17 protein-coding genes are annotated in these 15,906 nt (G+C 43.3%); 10 read left to right on the top strand and 7 right to left on the bottom strand.

Going from position 1 to position 15,906, the window contains the following annotated elements:
* Positions 1-128: 128 nt before the first annotated feature.
* Positions 129-2,408, bottom strand: coding sequence for an NADP-dependent oxaloacetate-decarboxylating malate dehydrogenase (gene maeB / locus PR795_RS12465; protein ID WP_006661616.1), 2,280 nt, complete (start codon positions 2,406-2,408; stop codon positions 129-131).
* 449 nt (positions 2,409-2,857) lie between these two features.
* Here maeB and PR795_RS12460 point away from each other — a divergent pair, with 449 nt between their 5' ends.
* The 4 genes from PR795_RS12460 to PR795_RS12445 all read left to right on the top strand — a co-directional run bounded on the left by PR795_RS12460 (position 2,858) and on the right by PR795_RS12445 (position 5,865).
* On the top strand, positions 2,858-3,478 hold the full coding sequence (locus PR795_RS12460) for a LuxR C-terminal-related transcriptional regulator (RefSeq protein ID WP_006661615.1): 621 nt from the start codon (positions 2,858-2,860) through the stop codon (positions 3,476-3,478).
* A 208-nt stretch (positions 3,479-3,686) separates the two neighbouring features.
* A complete protein-coding gene (locus PR795_RS12455; protein WP_006661614.1) occupies positions 3,687-4,058 on the top strand; it encodes an ArsC family reductase in 372 nt (123 codons plus the stop codon).
* A gap of 11 nt (positions 4,059-4,069) precedes the next feature.
* Positions 4,070-5,200, top strand: coding sequence for a succinyl-diaminopimelate desuccinylase (dapE, locus tag PR795_RS12450; protein WP_006661613.1), 1,131 nt, complete (start codon positions 4,070-4,072; stop codon positions 5,198-5,200).
* Entirely contained in the window at positions 5,197-5,865 is a 669-nt protein-coding gene (locus PR795_RS12445) for a M15 family metallopeptidase (RefSeq protein WP_181479971.1), read from the top strand. The genes dapE and PR795_RS12445 overlap by 4 nt, the downstream gene beginning before the upstream one ends.
* Positions 5,866-5,909: 44 nt before the next feature.
* Here the strand turns inward: PR795_RS12445 and PR795_RS12440 are convergent, their stop codons facing one another.
* The gene (locus PR795_RS12440) at positions 5,910-6,308 is read right to left on the bottom strand and encodes a DUF454 family protein (RefSeq protein ID WP_006658878.1); all 399 of its coding nucleotides are present in this window, start codon (positions 6,306-6,308) and stop codon (positions 5,910-5,912) included.
* Positions 6,309-6,419: 111 nt separating this feature from the next.
* On the opposite strand from PR795_RS12440, the gene PR795_RS12435 reads away from it, so the two are divergent.
* On the top strand, positions 6,420-6,614 hold the full coding sequence (locus tag PR795_RS12435; protein WP_006658879.1) for a YpfN family protein: 195 nt from the start codon (positions 6,420-6,422) through the stop codon (positions 6,612-6,614).
* Here PR795_RS12435 and PR795_RS12430 read toward each other — a convergent pair.
* Both PR795_RS12430 and PR795_RS12425 read right to left on the bottom strand, forming a co-directional pair.
* Positions 6,595-8,628 (bottom strand): tRNA(Met) cytidine acetyltransferase TmcA, encoded by a 2,034-nt coding sequence (locus PR795_RS12430; protein ID WP_181479972.1) that lies wholly within the window; start codon positions 8,626-8,628, stop codon positions 6,595-6,597. The genes PR795_RS12435 and PR795_RS12430 overlap by 20 nt on opposite strands.
* A gap of 8 nt (positions 8,629-8,636) precedes the next feature.
* Positions 8,637-9,089, bottom strand: coding sequence for a DUF441 domain-containing protein (locus tag PR795_RS12425; protein WP_006658881.1), 453 nt, complete (start codon positions 9,087-9,089; stop codon positions 8,637-8,639).
* Between the two features lie 395 nt (positions 9,090-9,484).
* Between PR795_RS12425 and PR795_RS12420 the strand changes: the two genes are divergently transcribed.
* The 5 genes from PR795_RS12420 (at position 9,485) to PR795_RS12400 (ending at position 12,894) form a co-directional block, all read left to right on the top strand.
* On the top strand, positions 9,485-9,910 hold the full coding sequence (locus PR795_RS12420; RefSeq protein ID WP_006658883.1) for a PPC domain-containing DNA-binding protein: 426 nt from the start codon (positions 9,485-9,487) through the stop codon (positions 9,908-9,910).
* A gap of 63 nt (positions 9,911-9,973) precedes the next feature.
* Positions 9,974-10,555, top strand: a complete 582-nt coding sequence (locus PR795_RS12415) for a membrane protein (protein WP_036961425.1) — start codon at positions 9,974-9,976, stop codon at positions 10,553-10,555.
* Positions 10,556-10,563: 8 nt separating this feature from the next.
* Positions 10,564-11,268 carry an energy-coupling factor transporter transmembrane component T gene (locus PR795_RS12410; RefSeq protein WP_036961423.1) on the top strand — a complete coding sequence of 235 codons (705 nt, stop codon included), beginning with the start codon at positions 10,564-10,566 and terminating at the stop codon, positions 11,266-11,268.
* Positions 11,259-12,104: an energy-coupling factor ABC transporter ATP-binding protein gene (locus PR795_RS12405; RefSeq protein WP_181479973.1), complete on the top strand. Its 846-nt coding sequence runs from the start codon at positions 11,259-11,261 to the stop codon at positions 12,102-12,104. Before PR795_RS12410 ends, PR795_RS12405 begins: the two co-directional genes overlap by 10 nt.
* Positions 12,088-12,894 carry an energy-coupling factor ABC transporter ATP-binding protein gene (locus PR795_RS12400; RefSeq protein ID WP_036979430.1) on the top strand — a complete coding sequence of 269 codons (807 nt, stop codon included), beginning with the start codon at positions 12,088-12,090 and terminating at the stop codon, positions 12,892-12,894. Before PR795_RS12405 ends, PR795_RS12400 begins: the two co-directional genes overlap by 17 nt.
* A gap of 68 nt (positions 12,895-12,962) precedes the next feature.
* Here PR795_RS12400 and purC read toward each other — a convergent pair whose 3' ends face one another.
* The 3 genes from purC to bamC all read right to left on the bottom strand — a co-directional run bounded on the left by purC (position 12,963) and on the right by bamC (position 15,900).
* A complete protein-coding gene (purC, locus tag PR795_RS12395; protein ID WP_036979431.1) occupies positions 12,963-13,676 on the bottom strand; it encodes a phosphoribosylaminoimidazolesuccinocarboxamide synthase in 714 nt (237 codons plus the stop codon).
* 333 nt (positions 13,677-14,009) lie between these two features.
* Positions 14,010-14,687 carry a hypothetical protein gene (locus PR795_RS12390; RefSeq protein WP_181479974.1) on the bottom strand — a complete coding sequence of 226 codons (678 nt, stop codon included), beginning with the start codon at positions 14,685-14,687 and terminating at the stop codon, positions 14,010-14,012.
* 160 nt (positions 14,688-14,847) lie between these two features.
* The gene (gene bamC / locus PR795_RS12385) at positions 14,848-15,900 is read right to left on the bottom strand and encodes an outer membrane protein assembly factor BamC (protein WP_006661606.1); all 1,053 of its coding nucleotides are present in this window, start codon (positions 15,898-15,900) and stop codon (positions 14,848-14,850) included.
* Positions 15,901-15,906 lie beyond the last annotated feature (6 nt).

The following is a 15,906-nucleotide window of genomic DNA, read 5'->3' as shown; positions in this document are numbered from 1 at the left end:
AGCCATTCAAAATACAGATAATGATAATCATTTTCAAATAAAAAAGACTCCCATTAACAAGAATGGAAGTCTTTCTGGGGAACTCGATAATTAATCAATCATTCGATAAATTATTATCAATGCAATAATTACAGTGGGTTTGTTTGAGCTTCCACTGCTGCTAATGCCACCATGTTCACTATGCGGCGAACTGAGGCAATTGGCGTTAAAACATGGACGGGTTTAGCAACACCCATTAATACTGGACCTACCGTCACACCATCAGAACTGGTCACGCGCAGTAAGTTATAACTAATACGTGCAGCTTCCATGTTTGGCATAATTAATAAGTTTGCAGAACCTTTCAATGGGCTATCTGGCATCACATCTTTACGAATTGATTCAATTAATGCCGCATCTGCATGCATTTCACCATCAATTTCTAAGTTTGGTTCACGGGCTCTCACTAACGCTAGCGTATCACGCATTTTCTGTGCCGATGAGCAATCTGAAGACCCAAAACTTGAACGGGATAACAACGCAACTTTTGGCTCAATACCAAATCGACGAACAGTATCCGCCGCCATTAACGTGATTTCCGCTAACTCTTCAGGGGTTGGATCTTCGTTCACATAGGTGTCGGCAATGAACGTATTACCCGTTGGTAATAACAAAGCGTTCATTGCGCCCGCAGCGTGAGCCCCCTCACGGAAACCAAACAGGTCTTTAACCACTTGGTAATGTTCACTGTAGCTACCGATTGAACCACAGATCATGCCATCTGCTTCACCTCGCAGTACCATGATACCGCCGATAATGGTTGGGTTCGCAATCAAGGCACGACGCGCCATTTCTTGGGAGATGCCACGACGCTTCATGATCTGATAATATTCTTGCCAGTATTCTTTAAAGCGTGGGTCATTTTCGTTGTTGACCACTTCAAAGTCTTTGCCCAGCTCGATATGTAATCCTAGTTTTTGGATACGCATCTCAATCACGCTTGGACGCCCAACCAGAATTGGGAAAGCTAAACCAAGAGAAACTAACTCTTGAGTTGCATGTAAAACACGCTCTTCTTCCCCTTCCGCTAAAACAATGCGTTTTAACTCTTTTTTCGCTTGAGAGAAAATAGGCTTCATAAATAAGTTTGTTTTATGCACAAACTGATTCAATTTTTCAACATATGCATCCATATCCGTAATTGGACGCGTTGCGACACCCGATTCCATCGCCGCTTTCGCAACGGCTGGCGCAATTTTGACAATCAGACGTGGGTCAAACGGCTTAGGAATAATGTATTCTGGACCGAAAAACAGATCTTGGTTGCCATATGCTGAAGCCACTTCTTCGCTTTGCTCCGCCAGCGCTAAGTCCGCAATAGCATATACACACGCCAGTTTCATCTCTTCGTTAATGGTGGTCGCCCCCACATCCAAAGCACCACGGAAGATGAATGGGAAACACAGCACGTTGTTAACTTGGTTCGGGTAGTCTGAACGTCCCGTGCAGATAATCGCATCAGGGCGAACTTCTTTCGCCAGTGGTGGCAAAATCTCAGGTTCAGGGTTTGCCAAGGCTAAAATCAGCGGGTCTTTTGCCATGGTTTTAACCATTTCTGGTGTTAATAGTCGAGGACCAGAACAACCGAGGAAAATATCCGCGTCAGGAATCGCATCCGCTAATGTACGCTGTCCATTATCTTCAATGGCATAAGCAGCTTTAGTCGCATCCATTCGCTCATCACGACCTTTATAAATGACCCCTTTTGAGTCACAAACGGTGATGTTTTCACGTTTTAATCCTAATGCAACTAATAAGTTCATGCAGGCAATCGAGGCCGCACCCGCACCGGATACCACTAAACGAACATCGCCAATTTCTTTTTTCACAATACGCAGACCATTGATCACCGCTGCCGTACAGATAATCGCGGTACCGTGTTGGTCATCATGGAACACAGGAATATTCATGCGTTCACGTAATTTTTGCTCAATATAAAAACACTCTGGTGCTTTAATATCTTCGAGGTTGATACCGCCAAAGGTCGGTTCTAACGACGCAATAATATCGATGAGTTTGTCTGGATCGGTTTCATCCACTTCAATATCGAAAACATCAACGCCCGAGAATTTCTTAAATAAAACGCCTTTCCCTTCCATAACAGGCTTACCGGCCAATGCACCGATATTCCCTAAACCCAGTACTGCTGTACCGTTAGAGATAACCCCTACAAGGTTACCTTTTGCTGTATAGCGGTACGCTTTCAGTGGATCATCCGCAATTTCCAAGCACGGCACGGCTACCCCTGGAGAGTAGGCTAATGCGAGGTCGCGTTGGGTTACTAATGGTTTGGTTGGTGTGACAGTAATTTTCCCAGGATGAGGAAACTCATGAAAATCGAGAGCACTTTGTTTTAATTTATCATCCATCATCAAGTCCTTTCAAAATTTGGTAAGGTAAGAGCCTTCACAGTATAAACACATCTTGTTAGCAAATCATGATCGTGCCTATGATTTCCAGAAAAATCTTTCAGTTACAAGAAATCTACACGGATTTACCACAAAATGACAATGGTGTATTTTTAGATATACACAATATTGTTATTATTTTTATTCATATCATTTTTTAAATACCTTTAATTTTTTTCAATCTTAGTTATTATTTTTTTGAAATTAATGTATTATTCCAAAGCTCGCTTCTATTTGACCTAAAATATATTAAGCTCCATAATTTTCGCTTCCATTATTCATGTTTTTATAAAGCCAATTGACTCATCAATTAAGAATGATGATTTCATGCAAACTTAAATATATTATATTTTAACTATATTAAATCTAGTTAATCGAATAAGTTGTAAGACATAAAAAAGGAACCCACTATGTCTAATCATACGGTTATGATTATCGATGAACATCCTATTTTTCGCTTTGGATTATCCCACTTATTAACATCAAAAGCTGAATTTGAAATTTCAGCTGAAGTTACAAATAGCAAAGAAGCCTTAAACATTGCCACCACTAAACAGCCCAATATGATACTGATCGACACTATCTTACAGGGTAATAAAACATTCGAGACTATCCGATTACTGCGCAAACATTGCATTAATAGCTACCTCCTTGTACTTTCCTTCTCAACAATGAAAACGGATATCTACTCTGCCATTGATGCCGGTGCTCAAGGTTACCTACTAAAAAATAGCGAGCTAGATATGTTACTCAATAGCATAAAAAAAGCGATGGAGGGGCATCATGTATTCAGCGAAAAAGTTTATCAACATCTTATCACTCGACATCAAACTAAAGACCCACTATCCACATTAACCCGGCGTGAATGTGAAATATTGCATGAAATGGCCGCTGGATTAAAAAATAAAGAAATTTCTCAGTTATTATTTATTTCAGAGGAAACCGTTAAAGTTCACATTCGAAATGTTCTGAAAAAATTACGGGTTCGTTCTCGCTTAGAAGCCAGTTTAATATACATGCGCTCAAAATAATTCAACATGATTTAATTTAATTAATGTAAGTTATCTAAATTAATTATTTTATTATCCATTTATAAAATCATGAATATTAACTCCGCTTTAGTTATTATTAAATCGATTTTAATATTAATAAATCTTTTCGATTCAAGGGGGTAGACCACAATTGTATTTTCCCGCATTATGTATGGCATAACATTGTTCGCCATCAGAGGAAAATCATATGTCCAATACCCCTGTGCCCCCTTATACCATGTATGGGATTAAAAACTGCGATACCATTAAAAAAGCACGCCGTTACTTAGACGATAATGCAATCGGCTACCAATTCCATGACTATCGCGTTGATGGCATTACAGATGAGCTTCTCTCCACATTTTTACAGCATATCGATTGGGAAACGCTTGTGAACAAACGAGGTACCACTTGGCGTAAACTGAGTGATGAAGAAAAAAATGCCGTTATTGATGCAGACAGCGCCAAGAAAGTACTACTCGCTGAACCAGCAATGATCAAGCGCCCTATCCTTGTCTCCGCAGACCACCGTTACCTTGTCGGATTCAATGCTGACGACTACCAATCATTCACACGATAAAAGGTGACTCAATGAACTGCCCTGTCATCGAACTTGCACAACAACTTATTGCACGCCCATCAATCAGCCCTGATGACCAAGGTTGCCAAGATTTACTGATTGAACGTTTGAATAACATCGGTTTTACTGTCGAAAAAATGCCATTTGGCGATACGCTTAATTTTTGGGCTCATCGCGGCAACGCAGGTAAAACACTTGCGTTTGCTGGACACACAGATGTTGTCCCTGCTGGCGATCATAGCAAGTGGCAGACGCCGCCATTCACGCCAACCATTATCAATCAGCATTTATATGGGCGTGGCGCCGCTGATATGAAAGGCTCTATTGCCGCGATGGTCGTCGCCGCTGAGCGCTTTGTCGAAAAATATCCGACTCATACTGGACGTCTCGCATTTTTGATTACCTCTGATGAAGAGGCTAAAGCGACCCACGGGACTGTTAAAGTCGTTGAAACATTACAAGCTCGACATGAACCCGTCGATTACTGCTTAGTAGGGGAACCGTCGAGCCAATCTGCGCTTGGCGATATCATTAAAAATGGTCGTCGAGGCTCTATCACCGCCCACTTAACCATTTTAGGCACACAAGGGCACGTCGCTTACCCACACCTTGCAGACAACCCCGTGCATCGCGCAACAAACTTTCTTCAAGAATTAGTCACAACAAAATGGGATGACGGTAACCAATACTTCCCTGCCACCAGCATGCAAATTGCCAATATTAATGCGGGTACGGGTGCAGATAACGTGATCCCTGGAGAGCTAAAGGTACAATTCAACTTCCGCTTTAGTACGGAATTGACTGACACTATAATCCGTGAACGCGTCACTGACATGCTTGAGCGCCATGGTCTGGCTTATCGCTTAGAATGGTTCTTATCCGGTCAGCCTTTCTTAACAGGTGACAGTGAATTAGTGAGTGCAACCGTCCAAGCTATCCATGAAGTTACAGGGCGTGAAACCACACTGTCCACCAGCGGCGGTACATCTGACGGGCGTTTTATTGCGCAAATGGGTACCCATGTGATTGAATTGGGTCCACTGAATGCCACCATCCATAAAGTGGATGAGTGCGTTAGCATCGAGGATTTACAACAGCTTGCTGTCATTTATGAGCGCATCATGGAGTTACTACTACTATGATCACCATCGAGATGCTTACAGGGCGTTCCACCGACCATTTAGTCACATTAGGCGGTCATCATCGACTGCAATTTAATACCACTAAAGCCTTTCTTGCTATGCAACAAACTGCGGCACGCGCAGGATTCAAGTTACAATCTGCCAGCGCATTTCGCGACTTTGCTCGTCAACAGGTGATTTGGAATGAAAAATTTGCAGGTCAACGTCCTGTTCTCGATACACACAGCCAACCGCTAGACATTTCGACCTTAACTGAAGGGCAGCTGTGTGAAGCGATTTTGCATTGGTCTGCGTTGCCCGGTGCTAGCCGCCATCATTGGGGAACTGAAATTGATGTTTACGATCCGCTACGGATCCCCGCTGGACAAACATTGCAATTGGAACCGTGGGAATACCAAGAAGGTGGGTATTTCGCTGAGTTAAATGATTGGCTCACCGATAATATGGCAACGTTTGATTTCTATCGCCCTTTTACTGCTACAGATGCCGGTGTAGCAGAAGAACCTTGGCACATTAGTTACTGGCCATTGTCCCATGAAGCAGAGCAACTATTAACGCCAGACATTATCAAACAGGTACTCACTGAGGAAGATATTAGCGGGAAAAACTGGTTACTCGCTAACCTTGAATATGTGTTTAACCGCTATATTAAAGTGCCGGATTAATGTTTATTGTCACTCGGTGCCTTACTGAGTGACATTTTTCCACTTTATAACTCAGTCTTACTCTGCTGAGTTTCCGTAGCATCCACCACAGGTAAACGGTACATAAAAATCAGCAACCAACACATTCCCACGAATAGCCCGATTTTTAACCATCCATAACTGACCACCCAAATCGAAAATGCAAATGTCAGGACGATGAGCGTCATCGCTTTCGGTTTTACACCTTTAGGTAATGCCCGATAAGTCTGCCAGTGACGTAAATAACCGCCAAACCATGAGCGATACAATAGCCAATTATGAAAACGTGGGGATGAACGAGAAAAACACCATGCTGCCAGTAATAAAAAACACGTTGTTGGCATCACAGGTAAAATTGCGCCTAAAAAGGCTAAGCCAACGGCAATCCACCCTACTGTAATGAATATGATCTTCTTTATATTCATTCCGGCTCTCCCGTTAAAACAAAAAACATGGTTAAATAACCCCACTTAAGCTAGCTAATTAGCAACGTTGGCTGCGCTACACATTATTATGATTAATATAAGAAGGCAAATATGCATTGGTTAGCCGATTATTGGTGGATCATTCTACTTTTATTGGTTGGCGTCATTTGGAATTCAGTTAAAGAAATGATGCGACTCGACCCCAAAAAATATTTAGACGACAAACCTAAAATTCCACCTCACCAAGATAATAATCACCTGTGGGACGATGAAGACGACGACTGGCCTAAGGACAAAAAACGCTAATTTGCTGTTTTAATCCGCGCGTCTGTTCAGCGTAATAATCATTCAACCATTGGGCAATTTCCATTCTTGCACGTTTTAGCCACTGTTTTTGCCCTGCTAAACCTAGCCGCTTTGCTGCCTGCTCGATGGATAGCCCTTGCTGGAAGTAATATCCAAGAGCAGTATTCACTATTTCATGCGAATGTTGTTGCTGAAAAACAGCTAAAAAGCGCTGTAGTGACGCCTCACTCGCCGCAAGCGAGCGGCTATAATGGCTAAAGCCGACTAATTCTAGCCAATCCCCAGCATCAAGTAGCTGCTCAGATGTGCTTTTCAGATTAAATTCATCGAGATCATCACGCCAAAACAGATCTCGCTGTAAGCGATGTTGCCCCAGATGGCAGATTGCCCGAGCTTCCGTAGATAGCGGCAATATCGCCATTGCAGTATAACAGCCACTACTTGCCTCAATATGGCGCCCTATACGTAAAAGATGGAATCCCGCTGATTGCCAAAATGCCAATAAGTCAGGCGTCAAACCAAAACTCACCGAAAGAAAATCCAAACCATCCTGAACACCGCGTTCCACTTGTAATGCTAATAAGCGTTGCCCGATTTTTTGGCGGCGATATCGGGTCTGCACTGCGATCCTCATCACACGCCGAGAACGCAACCTCGATGCTTCAGGAAAATAACTATGCGCAGCAAGAGATTGCGCTACTAAATTTCCCCGAGGACGCCGTAATCCAGCCCAAATTTGCCAGCTTAAATGCGTCTCTAACCCTCCTTCATCCACCAGCCAAACAGCCCCCATAACATCCTGATTATCGTGGCTTATCATCGCAAAATGTTGATGCTGAGCATCCAATAATCGTCGTAGATCCAGAGGTGACGTTCGATAATGTGCCGCCGTTAATAAACCATAAAACCCCTTCAGCAACTTAGGATCATCCGCAAGTTGTTGTTGGCTCAACAACTGTGTAATCGCTGGTGCATCGATAATATGAGGGGATTCCACCTCACCTAACAAAAGACTCTGATTAATCACTTTTTCGAGCGGATCATCCTGCGCAAATCGAATCGGCTGAGTTAGCGATAACTCAGTAAAATTCTCAAGGCTATCGCAAAATTTCATCACAAATCCACGCCCAGTTCCTTCATACCCTTCGACTGTCGTCGTCATTAAAACCCGCGGAAAGTAGGCGATAATTTTTCGTAGCATGTGCGTTGGAATTGCGGCGGCTTCATCAATAATCAACCAATCTGCATCAATCGTTTGACCAAATTCGCAATAGTGTAAAAGCACATCTGGTGCCCAAAATTCAAGTTCATGTTCCGCATACTCAGCGACCACACGGGTGGAAACTTTCGCCGGTGCACAACACCAGCACTTTCCCTGCCACTGTTTTATCAGCATCCCTGCAACTGTCGATTTTCCTCTTCCTCGAGGTGCGATCAATCCCCAAACACCGCAATTAGCGGACATTAATTGTTTCAGGGCATTGAGTTGCTGTTGAGTCGGTTGACCTAAAGGTGGAAACCATTTGGGGTGATCGGGTAGCAAATTCAAGAAACGTGGCTGGTTTTGCTCCACAACTAACACTTCGGGACAATTCAAAAATGTTCGCTGTAAATGACGGACAAAATTGGGAGTAGGGATTTCACCAAAGTGCTCATTCCAACGCTCACTATCCGCATCATTTTGACTTGCCCACGTTGACTGTGGCGGAGTACAGAGCACCAATAAACTACCCGCTTTTAATGTTCCCGCTAAGATAGCAAGGGCTTCACTGTGCAGACCTTTACGTGCATCAAAGATGCCATGGGTGAATTCACGTCCCAGCAATAATTGCGCTTTTTCCGGTAGGATATTATTGGGTAACTCTGATGAAATACACAGCCAATCTCCCGCTAAATAACTTTGAATTTGCTGAAGTTCATTCGAGATCCATTCACTCTCACCTGATATCACCAGCAAACGGCGATAACCCATAGTTTGTAGCTGTTCAACGATTGCCTGTAATGATTTTTGCATAAGTCGCGCTACGATTTACCAACCAATAATGAGAGAATTCCAGCCGCAATCAACGGTCCGACAGGAACCCCGCGGAATAGTGCCACACCAATCACCGTACCGACTAATAATCCTGCAACAGTTGAAGGTTGGCTTCCCATGAGTGCCACCCCACGGCTCCCTAACCAAGAAACCAACACGCCAATCACTATTGCTAAGAGTGATTTCCAATTCAAAAATGAGCCTAATACATCATTTGCGGAGATCTTCCCACTGGCAATCGGCGCCATTACCCCTATTGTCAATATTAAAATCCCAATAGTTAATCCGTATTTTTCTACCCAAGGAAAGAAATTATTCAGTGGCGTGATCCGTACAACCAACAGAAACAGCATGGCTAACGTCACCGTCATGTTATGACTGATAATACCTAGCCCTGCCAGTACCAGCAAAATGATCAGCGTTGGATCAACTTGGCTCATAGATTTTCCCCTGTAAAATAAATACGTTGCAGTATTCCACTGTCACTGCATCCATAAAGTATGTATGTTATTGATCTCGCGCTGAAGAGGCAAACATTCCTTCATCGCTCAGCACTATTTTCCATCGTTTATCTGAAAAACAGTTTACCTTAAAAACAACACTGTTTTTTGCTCAGCCTTGCAAACCAGATGAAAGCTTAAGCCAAATAATTAGAATATTTGGGACTCTACTTTCATTTTTTTCTGTTTTTCCCGACCTTCTCTATCAATCTTTTTCAAGATGCAGTGTGTTTCACTAAAAAACCCAGAAAAAATCGCCTTTCCCGGACAGCCATTTATCAATTCGTATAATAGATTACCAAAATCTATCAACATGATTCGCAAGGATCTTTGCTATGTCTCATTCTTTAGCAACTTACTCAAATGCGCGTTTTATCGCTCTACGCTTACGCCCAGGGGATGATGTTATTCTCACATTGCAACAACAGGTAAAGCACCACCAGCTACAAGCTGCATTTATTGCAGGCTGTGTCGGTAGTTTAACCGATGTTGCACTGCGCTTTGCTGGGCAAGAAGATACTCATCTGACATCCGGTAAATTTGAAATTGTATCGCTTATCGGGACACTCGATGCACAAGGTGAGCATCTCCATCTTGCAGTCTCCGATGAAAATGGACATATGCGTGGTGGGCATATGATGCCCGGCTGCACCGTCAGAACCACCCTCGAATTAATTATTGGCGAATTAGAAAATAATACATTTACCCGTGAGCATTGCACGCTTTCAGGGTATGAAGAATTGGTCATCACTTCGCGTTAACTATCATTCTGTCTTGATTTTTATTATGGCGTTAATTTTCAACTTCTAAGGGATATTTATTTCATGGCAAACTCGTCAATGATTTCAAGCCGCACACTGGCGCTAATTGTTTTCTCCATTGCAATCAATATGGTCGTTGGACAGCTAAGTTCTATGTTAAAGCTGCCTATCTTTTTGGATTCTATTGGAACGATTATCTGCGCACTTCTCGCGGGTCCTTGGGCTGCCTTATTTAGTGGCTTAGCAACGAACTTACTGTGGGGATTATTAAGTGGTCCTATCGCTGCGGCGTTTGCCCCTGTGGCAATGATGATTGGCTTAAGCGCAGGCTTACTCGCCCGAGCCGGTGGTTTTCGTACCCTACCACGTGTGATTTTATCGGGTGTAGTCATCACTTTTGCTCTGATGATTGTTGCCGTGCCTATCCGCACTTACTTATTTGCGGGTACGACTGGTAGTGGTGCAGACTTTTTTGTCGCCTATTTCCACGCCGTTGGTGAAAACTTATTAGAATCGGTCGCCATTACCGTCTTAGGTGCCAATATTGCCGATAAGATAATCTCTGCCATTGTCGCTTGGATGCTTGTTCGTCGTTTACCAGAGCGCGTTCAGCGCACTTTCCCAAATATGGCTAAAGTACGCTAGGGGTCAGGATGCATCCTTTTACCTCATTAACCTTATGGCTCTGGTTTAGCGCTAGCACATTGATGCTACCACTCGGCTGGGGCTTGGTCTTTGTTGCTTTCGCTCCATTTGCCGCCGTCATTCTACGGTCCGCGTCGTATCACCGTTGGAAATTTATCGCATGGATTATGCTGCCGATGGCAGCAGGACTTTGGTTAATTCATGGAGGCTGGTTAAGCCAATTATTAACGGGTTCACCACCGCTTATCTCTCAGCAACAAAGTGCCATGGCTTTATGGCTACGCCTGCTAGCCATCATTAGTGCATCCCAATTATGGTTGCAATATGTCTCCACGGAGCAATTTATTCGTGCGTTGTTTGCAAGCCGTCTTCCTGCGAGTTTTGCCTATGTGCTCGCCGGTCCACTCTTACTGGCTGAACAGTTTCGCCAACAACTTGCGAGCATTCGAGAAGCGCAGCTTGCTCGGGGTGTCCCATTAGATGGTCACTTTTGGCAACGTATGACATCATTGCCCACCCTCTTATTTCCACTGGTTAGCCAGACACTCAGCGAACTGACTGTGCGCAGTGCTGCACTCGATATGCGTGGTTTTCGTTATACTCGTCATCGCACTACTTTACATAAACCTATGGATAGCCGAAGCCAATATATCTGGCGCCTCGTTTTGTTGCTATTAATCGTCATTGAAGGAGCCTTTGCATTATGGTGGTAGATTTACAGCAACTGTCCTTTATCCCACAAGGTAGTGAAGAGCCTATTCTTGATGCTATTCACTTAGCCTTACCTCAAGGACATTGGCATTGTATTCTGGGCGGTAATGGCAGCGGAAAAACCACATTTGCGCAACTGTTAGCGGGCTGGTTTCCTGATCAATTGATTGGCAAATTAATCGGCGATGGGCAAGTGCTTTCTCAGCGATTAGGAAAACAATCATTAGTTGAGTTATCAGTCGACCGCCAGTTAGTTCAGCAATCACCTCAATTACAGCTATCAGGATGCACTTTTACTGTTGCACAAGAAGTGGCATTTGGTCCTGAAAATTTGGGGTTGTCTCCTGAGGAAATTGTTCGCCGCGTTGAACAAGCTTTGGATTTGACATTCAGCCAGGATTTGCGTGATCGTCACCCTGCGACACTGTCTGGAGGCGAAGCTCAACGCGTCGTTCTAGCCAGTGCCCTCGCTATGTCTCCCCAGCTGTTGCTATTAGATGAAGCATTTAGTCGTCTCACGCCCGCAGCTACCTATCGACTATTAACACAACTCAAAAACTACAGTGAACAAACTGGTTGTAGTGTCATTCTATTGGAGCGCCACTTACTGCCTGCCTTGCATTTTTGTGATGATTTTTCACTACTTGAGCAAGGTAAAATCACCGCTCAAGGGGATATTAACTCCGTATTTCTACCCGCGCAAAATACCATCAATATGCCAGATGCATGGCGAGTGTTGGGTCAATTAATAGAAAATGGTATTTGGCAATCGGAAGTTCCATGCAAAGAACAGCAACTCATTCAAGGCATCGAGGCTTGCTATGCTGCAAATCAATAATTTAAGCTTTCAATGGGCACCTAAAACCGCGCCAGCTATTGCCGAGCTGTCATTCGCAATCCATGCTGGTGAATGGGTCGCTCTCGTCGGTGACAATGGTGCAGGAAAATCCACGTTATTACGCTTAATGGCAGGACTGTTATCGCCTTCTCATGGGGAGGTCAATTTCAATCAACACCCCATATCTTCATTACGTGCGATCGAGCGGGCACAGCACATTGGAATTTTATTCCAAGAGGCGGAAAAACAGATTTTTCACAGCACCGTAAAAGATGAAATTTTGTTTGGGTTACGCCGTAAAAAACTCAATCAATCTGACATCACGGAAAAGTTAGAACACGCTTTAGATTTATGTCATTTAACCGATGTCGCTGATAAACACCCTCTAGACTTGCATTCAGCCCAACGACGAATGGTCGCTGTTGCGTGTTTAACCGCTGTCGCACCTAAACTATTGTTGTTAGATGAACCTAGCCGAGATTTCGACGCCCAGTGGCTCGGCTATTTTGAACAGTGGCTAGATTTTCAAAAGCAGCTTGGCACCACCGTTGTCACTATCAGCCATGATTTAGATTTTGCTGCGCGCTACTTTGAACGTGCCTTGCATTTGTCTCAGGGTCACTTAGTCGCGGATGGCAAGATTGATACCGTATTACGCCATCACGAGTTACAACCTAATTCAGCGTTACCTTCCCCCTCCTTACACGCCCTGAGCCAGCAATTAAATATACCGCCCCAAAACCATCCCATCTCTTGGGTCCAGCAATTTATGGCACAAATTCAGTCATAATGTACACGTAAAAAAATAGCCTGCAATTTGCAGGCTATTCTCTATTCGCTTAATACGCGGTTGAATACTTAGTCAAGCTTAACTCCAATACGGCGAGCCACTTCTTCGTAAGCTTCAATCAAACCACCAAGACTTTGACGGAAACGGTCTTTATCCATTTTGTTCAAGGTTTCTTTATCCCATAAACGGCTACCGTCTGGAGAAAACTCATCACCCAGAACCACTTCACCGTTGAACAGTCCAAATTCCAGTTTGAAGTCAACTAAGATAAGACCTGCATCAGCAAAAATCCGGCTTAAAACATCGTTCGCTTTGTAGCTCAGTTCGCGCATTTTCGCTAAGTTTTCTTTGCTCACCCAACCAAACGTTTCGCAGTAAGATTCATTCACCATTGGGTCGTGTTTGGCATCATCTTTCAGGAATAAGTCAAACAGAGGCGGGTTTAAAATCATCCCTTCTTCTACCCCAAGGCGCTTGACCAGCGATCCTGCCGCACGGTTACGAATAACGCATTCAACCGGCACCATATCCAGTTTTTTAACCAACGCTTCGGTGTCAGATAACAGGGCTTCCATTTGGGTAGGAATACCGGCTTCTTGCAATTTAGTCATAATAAAATGGTTAAATTTATTATTGACCATACCTTTGCGGTCAAACTGTTCGATACGCTCGCCATCGAGTGCTGATGTATCATTGCGGAACTCCAGAATGAGTAAATCTGGATCCTCTGTGGTATAGACCGTTTTTGCCTTGCCACGATACAACTCAGCTTTCTTTTGCATCTTAAACACTCCAGGGATGTGAATACACTCAATAGAAATCAACCTGCACAGCAGATTCAGATAAGTAACAGAAGAATAAACCGCTAAAAATGGCGGGTTCATTGTTAATTTTCTGCTCTGATTCAGTCAGTTATCAAAAAATAGTCATGATATTGCTAACTAACTGATATTCAATATTTTATGATTAACTGCTAATTATGATAATAAAATTCTCACGCATACGCAAACGATTACTTAGCCGTAAATACTGATTTTTTGTCCATTTGTTTCACTGAGAATTTTATGGTGGATAGATGTGCAGATGGGTAGTTATGTGCAGGCGCAGGAAAGCGACTAAAGTAATGGATGTTTGCTGATCACAATCAGCTTATGGGTATAGATGTCGATATCCCTGCCCCAAAGTTGATTAATCCATTGATCAAAGAATTCAGACTCAGTATGGATTTGTGTTAGTGGTCTGTCTTCAAGCGTGCCATCGGAAGCATAAATATAAAAGTTATTATAAAACGCCCAAACAATTGTTGTTTCCCAGAAACGCTGCCCATCACGGGTATGCTCTTCATCTGTCACCATAATACAGTGTGTATTTAAGAGGTATGCAAAGAAAATACTTGGCATCTCCCGTATGATGGATTTATGTTCTACCGCCATTGTGCGCCAAACTTTAATTTGAGTGCATGTAGTTTCACCAAAGACAATATCCGTGCGGAATCTCAGCTCCAGTAAGTAAACTGTTTCTGGTATTCCCTCCATCGCTAATAATCGATATTGTTCTTTTTTGAGTGACTTAACTAACCGATATCCCTTAGGGATAACATAGCCGGGTAAATCAAAGTCCACAACGCCATCTCGAATAAAGCTTTCCGTATGGCTCTGGTTATTTTCGGTACTGCGTAATTTATAATTAAATTCAGCCCCTGATATTTGTCTTGGCATCGAAGTACTATCACTCTTGGTCGTTGGTTTAGATGCGTTATTATCCACGACTTTTCCCTCATTATTAGCCTTCATTGACTGAAGTATATCCGAAAAATAACCTCTAATACATTCACCGTTAGAGTGACTATTAAGCGGTTTTATTACGTTGAAATCACGTTTTTACCTGAAAAAAAACGCCATCCCAAAGGACGGCGTTTTCACTTGATAAAACAAATAAGTTATCTATGTAAACTTATTTTTTCATCTGTGTTTTACTGAAAGCAGCTTTTAGTGCAGCAACCATTTCATCATTTTGTTTCTGAGTTAATGGTACGCCTTTAGTGTTGATAAACTGTAAGCTACTACGGTTATTCAAGTCACCCACTTGGACTTTATAGTCATTTTCTGGCACAGATGGATCGTCAATACCCAGCGCTTGCCATTCAGAACTGCTTAGACCTTTGTACGTCACCATGACAGATCCGGCTGAACGGCTACGGTCACCCACTTTCATGCCCACGCTTTCTAACGCGTGCGGTAAACGCTCCCAGACAGCATCATATGGTGCACGAACGATAACAACTGGTAAGCCTGTATCATCGCTGCCCGACTGAACGTCAATGATACCGTATGCGCTTTGCAGACTATTTTTGCTTGATGTATCACGCAAGGTGTACAGCGCATCCGTTAAATCGTTTAATAACAGCTTGTTATAACGCTGAATTTCAGCAGCATCCGTAACGGTTTCATTTCCTTGGCGTAAGCCTAAGTTAGTTACAGTGAGTGCAATCATCCCATTTTCAGGCTGAACAGTCACTTTATGGCGGCTTTCTAATGGGACGTTCTCATCCGCACGATCCCACTTAACCCAATCCGTTTCGATAGAACGAGAACCATCATTTTTCGTGGTAACAGGAATACCACGTTGTTCTAAAATCATGGTCACTTGTGACCATAACGCATTATTTTCAGGAGTATTATCTAGCAACAAACGGCTGGCATTTGCACTGTTTTCAGTACGTGAGCCCGCTAATTGTGAAATCGTCAGTACCGGTGGGCGAATATCTAGCGCTTTCCCAACTGCACCTGTTGAGGTCGTTTTAGGAATATCATATTCACCGTTAGTCGCTGGTAATGTGATCCCTTGTGGCGCATTTAATACTTTCAATGGCGCAGCATTAAGATATTCCTCATCACCACTAACCTGACGTTTATAGCGCTGATCGCTGGAGCAGGCTGCCAGTAACACGACAAGTGACAGGCCAGCAACCTTCATAACCTTCGATTTTTGCAATAATGTTGCCATTAAAAT

Source organism: Providencia sp. PROV209 (genome assembly GCF_028479485.1).
GTDB lineage: Bacteria > Pseudomonadota > Gammaproteobacteria > Enterobacterales > Enterobacteriaceae > Providencia > Providencia alcalifaciens.
This window is presented reverse-complemented; position numbering and strand designations above follow the sequence as displayed.

Excerpts from the sequence above, each read along its gene's own strand:
- PR795_RS12425 (WP_006658881.1), bottom strand. The coding sequence starts at position 9,089 with ATGAGCCAAGTTGATCCAACGCTGATCATTTTGCTGGTACTGGCAGGG.
- PR795_RS12390 (WP_181479974.1), bottom strand. The coding sequence starts at position 14,687 with ATGAAGGCTAATAATGAGGGAAAAGTCGTGGATAATAACGCATCTAAA.
- PR795_RS12430 (WP_181479972.1), bottom strand. The coding sequence starts at position 8,628 with ATGCAAAAATCATTACAGGCAATCGTTGAACAGCTACAAACTATGGGT.
- PR795_RS12445 (WP_181479971.1), top strand. The coding sequence starts at position 5,197 with ATGATCACCATCGAGATGCTTACAGGGCGTTCCACCGACCATTTAGTC.
- PR795_RS12420 (WP_006658883.1), top strand. The coding sequence starts at position 9,485 with ATGTCTCATTCTTTAGCAACTTACTCAAATGCGCGTTTTATCGCTCTA.
- purC (WP_036979431.1), bottom strand. The coding sequence starts at position 13,676 with ATGCAAAAGAAAGCTGAGTTGTATCGTGGCAAGGCAAAAACGGTCTAT.
- PR795_RS12460 (WP_006661615.1), top strand. The coding sequence starts at position 2,858 with ATGTCTAATCATACGGTTATGATTATCGATGAACATCCTATTTTTCGC.
- dapE (WP_006661613.1), top strand. The coding sequence starts at position 4,070 with ATGAACTGCCCTGTCATCGAACTTGCACAACAACTTATTGCACGCCCA.
- PR795_RS12410 (WP_036961423.1), top strand. The coding sequence starts at position 10,564 with ATGCATCCTTTTACCTCATTAACCTTATGGCTCTGGTTTAGCGCTAGC.
- PR795_RS12400 (WP_036979430.1), top strand. The coding sequence starts at position 12,088 with ATGCTGCAAATCAATAATTTAAGCTTTCAATGGGCACCTAAAACCGCG.
- PR795_RS12435 (WP_006658879.1), top strand. The coding sequence starts at position 6,420 with ATGCATTGGTTAGCCGATTATTGGTGGATCATTCTACTTTTATTGGTT.
- PR795_RS12405 (WP_181479973.1), top strand. The coding sequence starts at position 11,259 with ATGGTGGTAGATTTACAGCAACTGTCCTTTATCCCACAAGGTAGTGAA.
- PR795_RS12455 (WP_006661614.1), top strand. The coding sequence starts at position 3,687 with ATGTCCAATACCCCTGTGCCCCCTTATACCATGTATGGGATTAAAAAC.
- PR795_RS12415 (WP_036961425.1), top strand. The coding sequence starts at position 9,974 with ATGGCAAACTCGTCAATGATTTCAAGCCGCACACTGGCGCTAATTGTT.
- maeB (WP_006661616.1), bottom strand. The coding sequence starts at position 2,408 with ATGGATGATAAATTAAAACAAAGTGCTCTCGATTTTCATGAGTTTCCT.
- PR795_RS12440 (WP_006658878.1), bottom strand. The coding sequence starts at position 6,308 with ATGAATATAAAGAAGATCATATTCATTACAGTAGGGTGGATTGCCGTT.
- bamC (WP_006661606.1), bottom strand. The coding sequence starts at position 15,900 with ATGGCAACATTATTGCAAAAATCGAAGGTTATGAAGGTTGCTGGCCTG.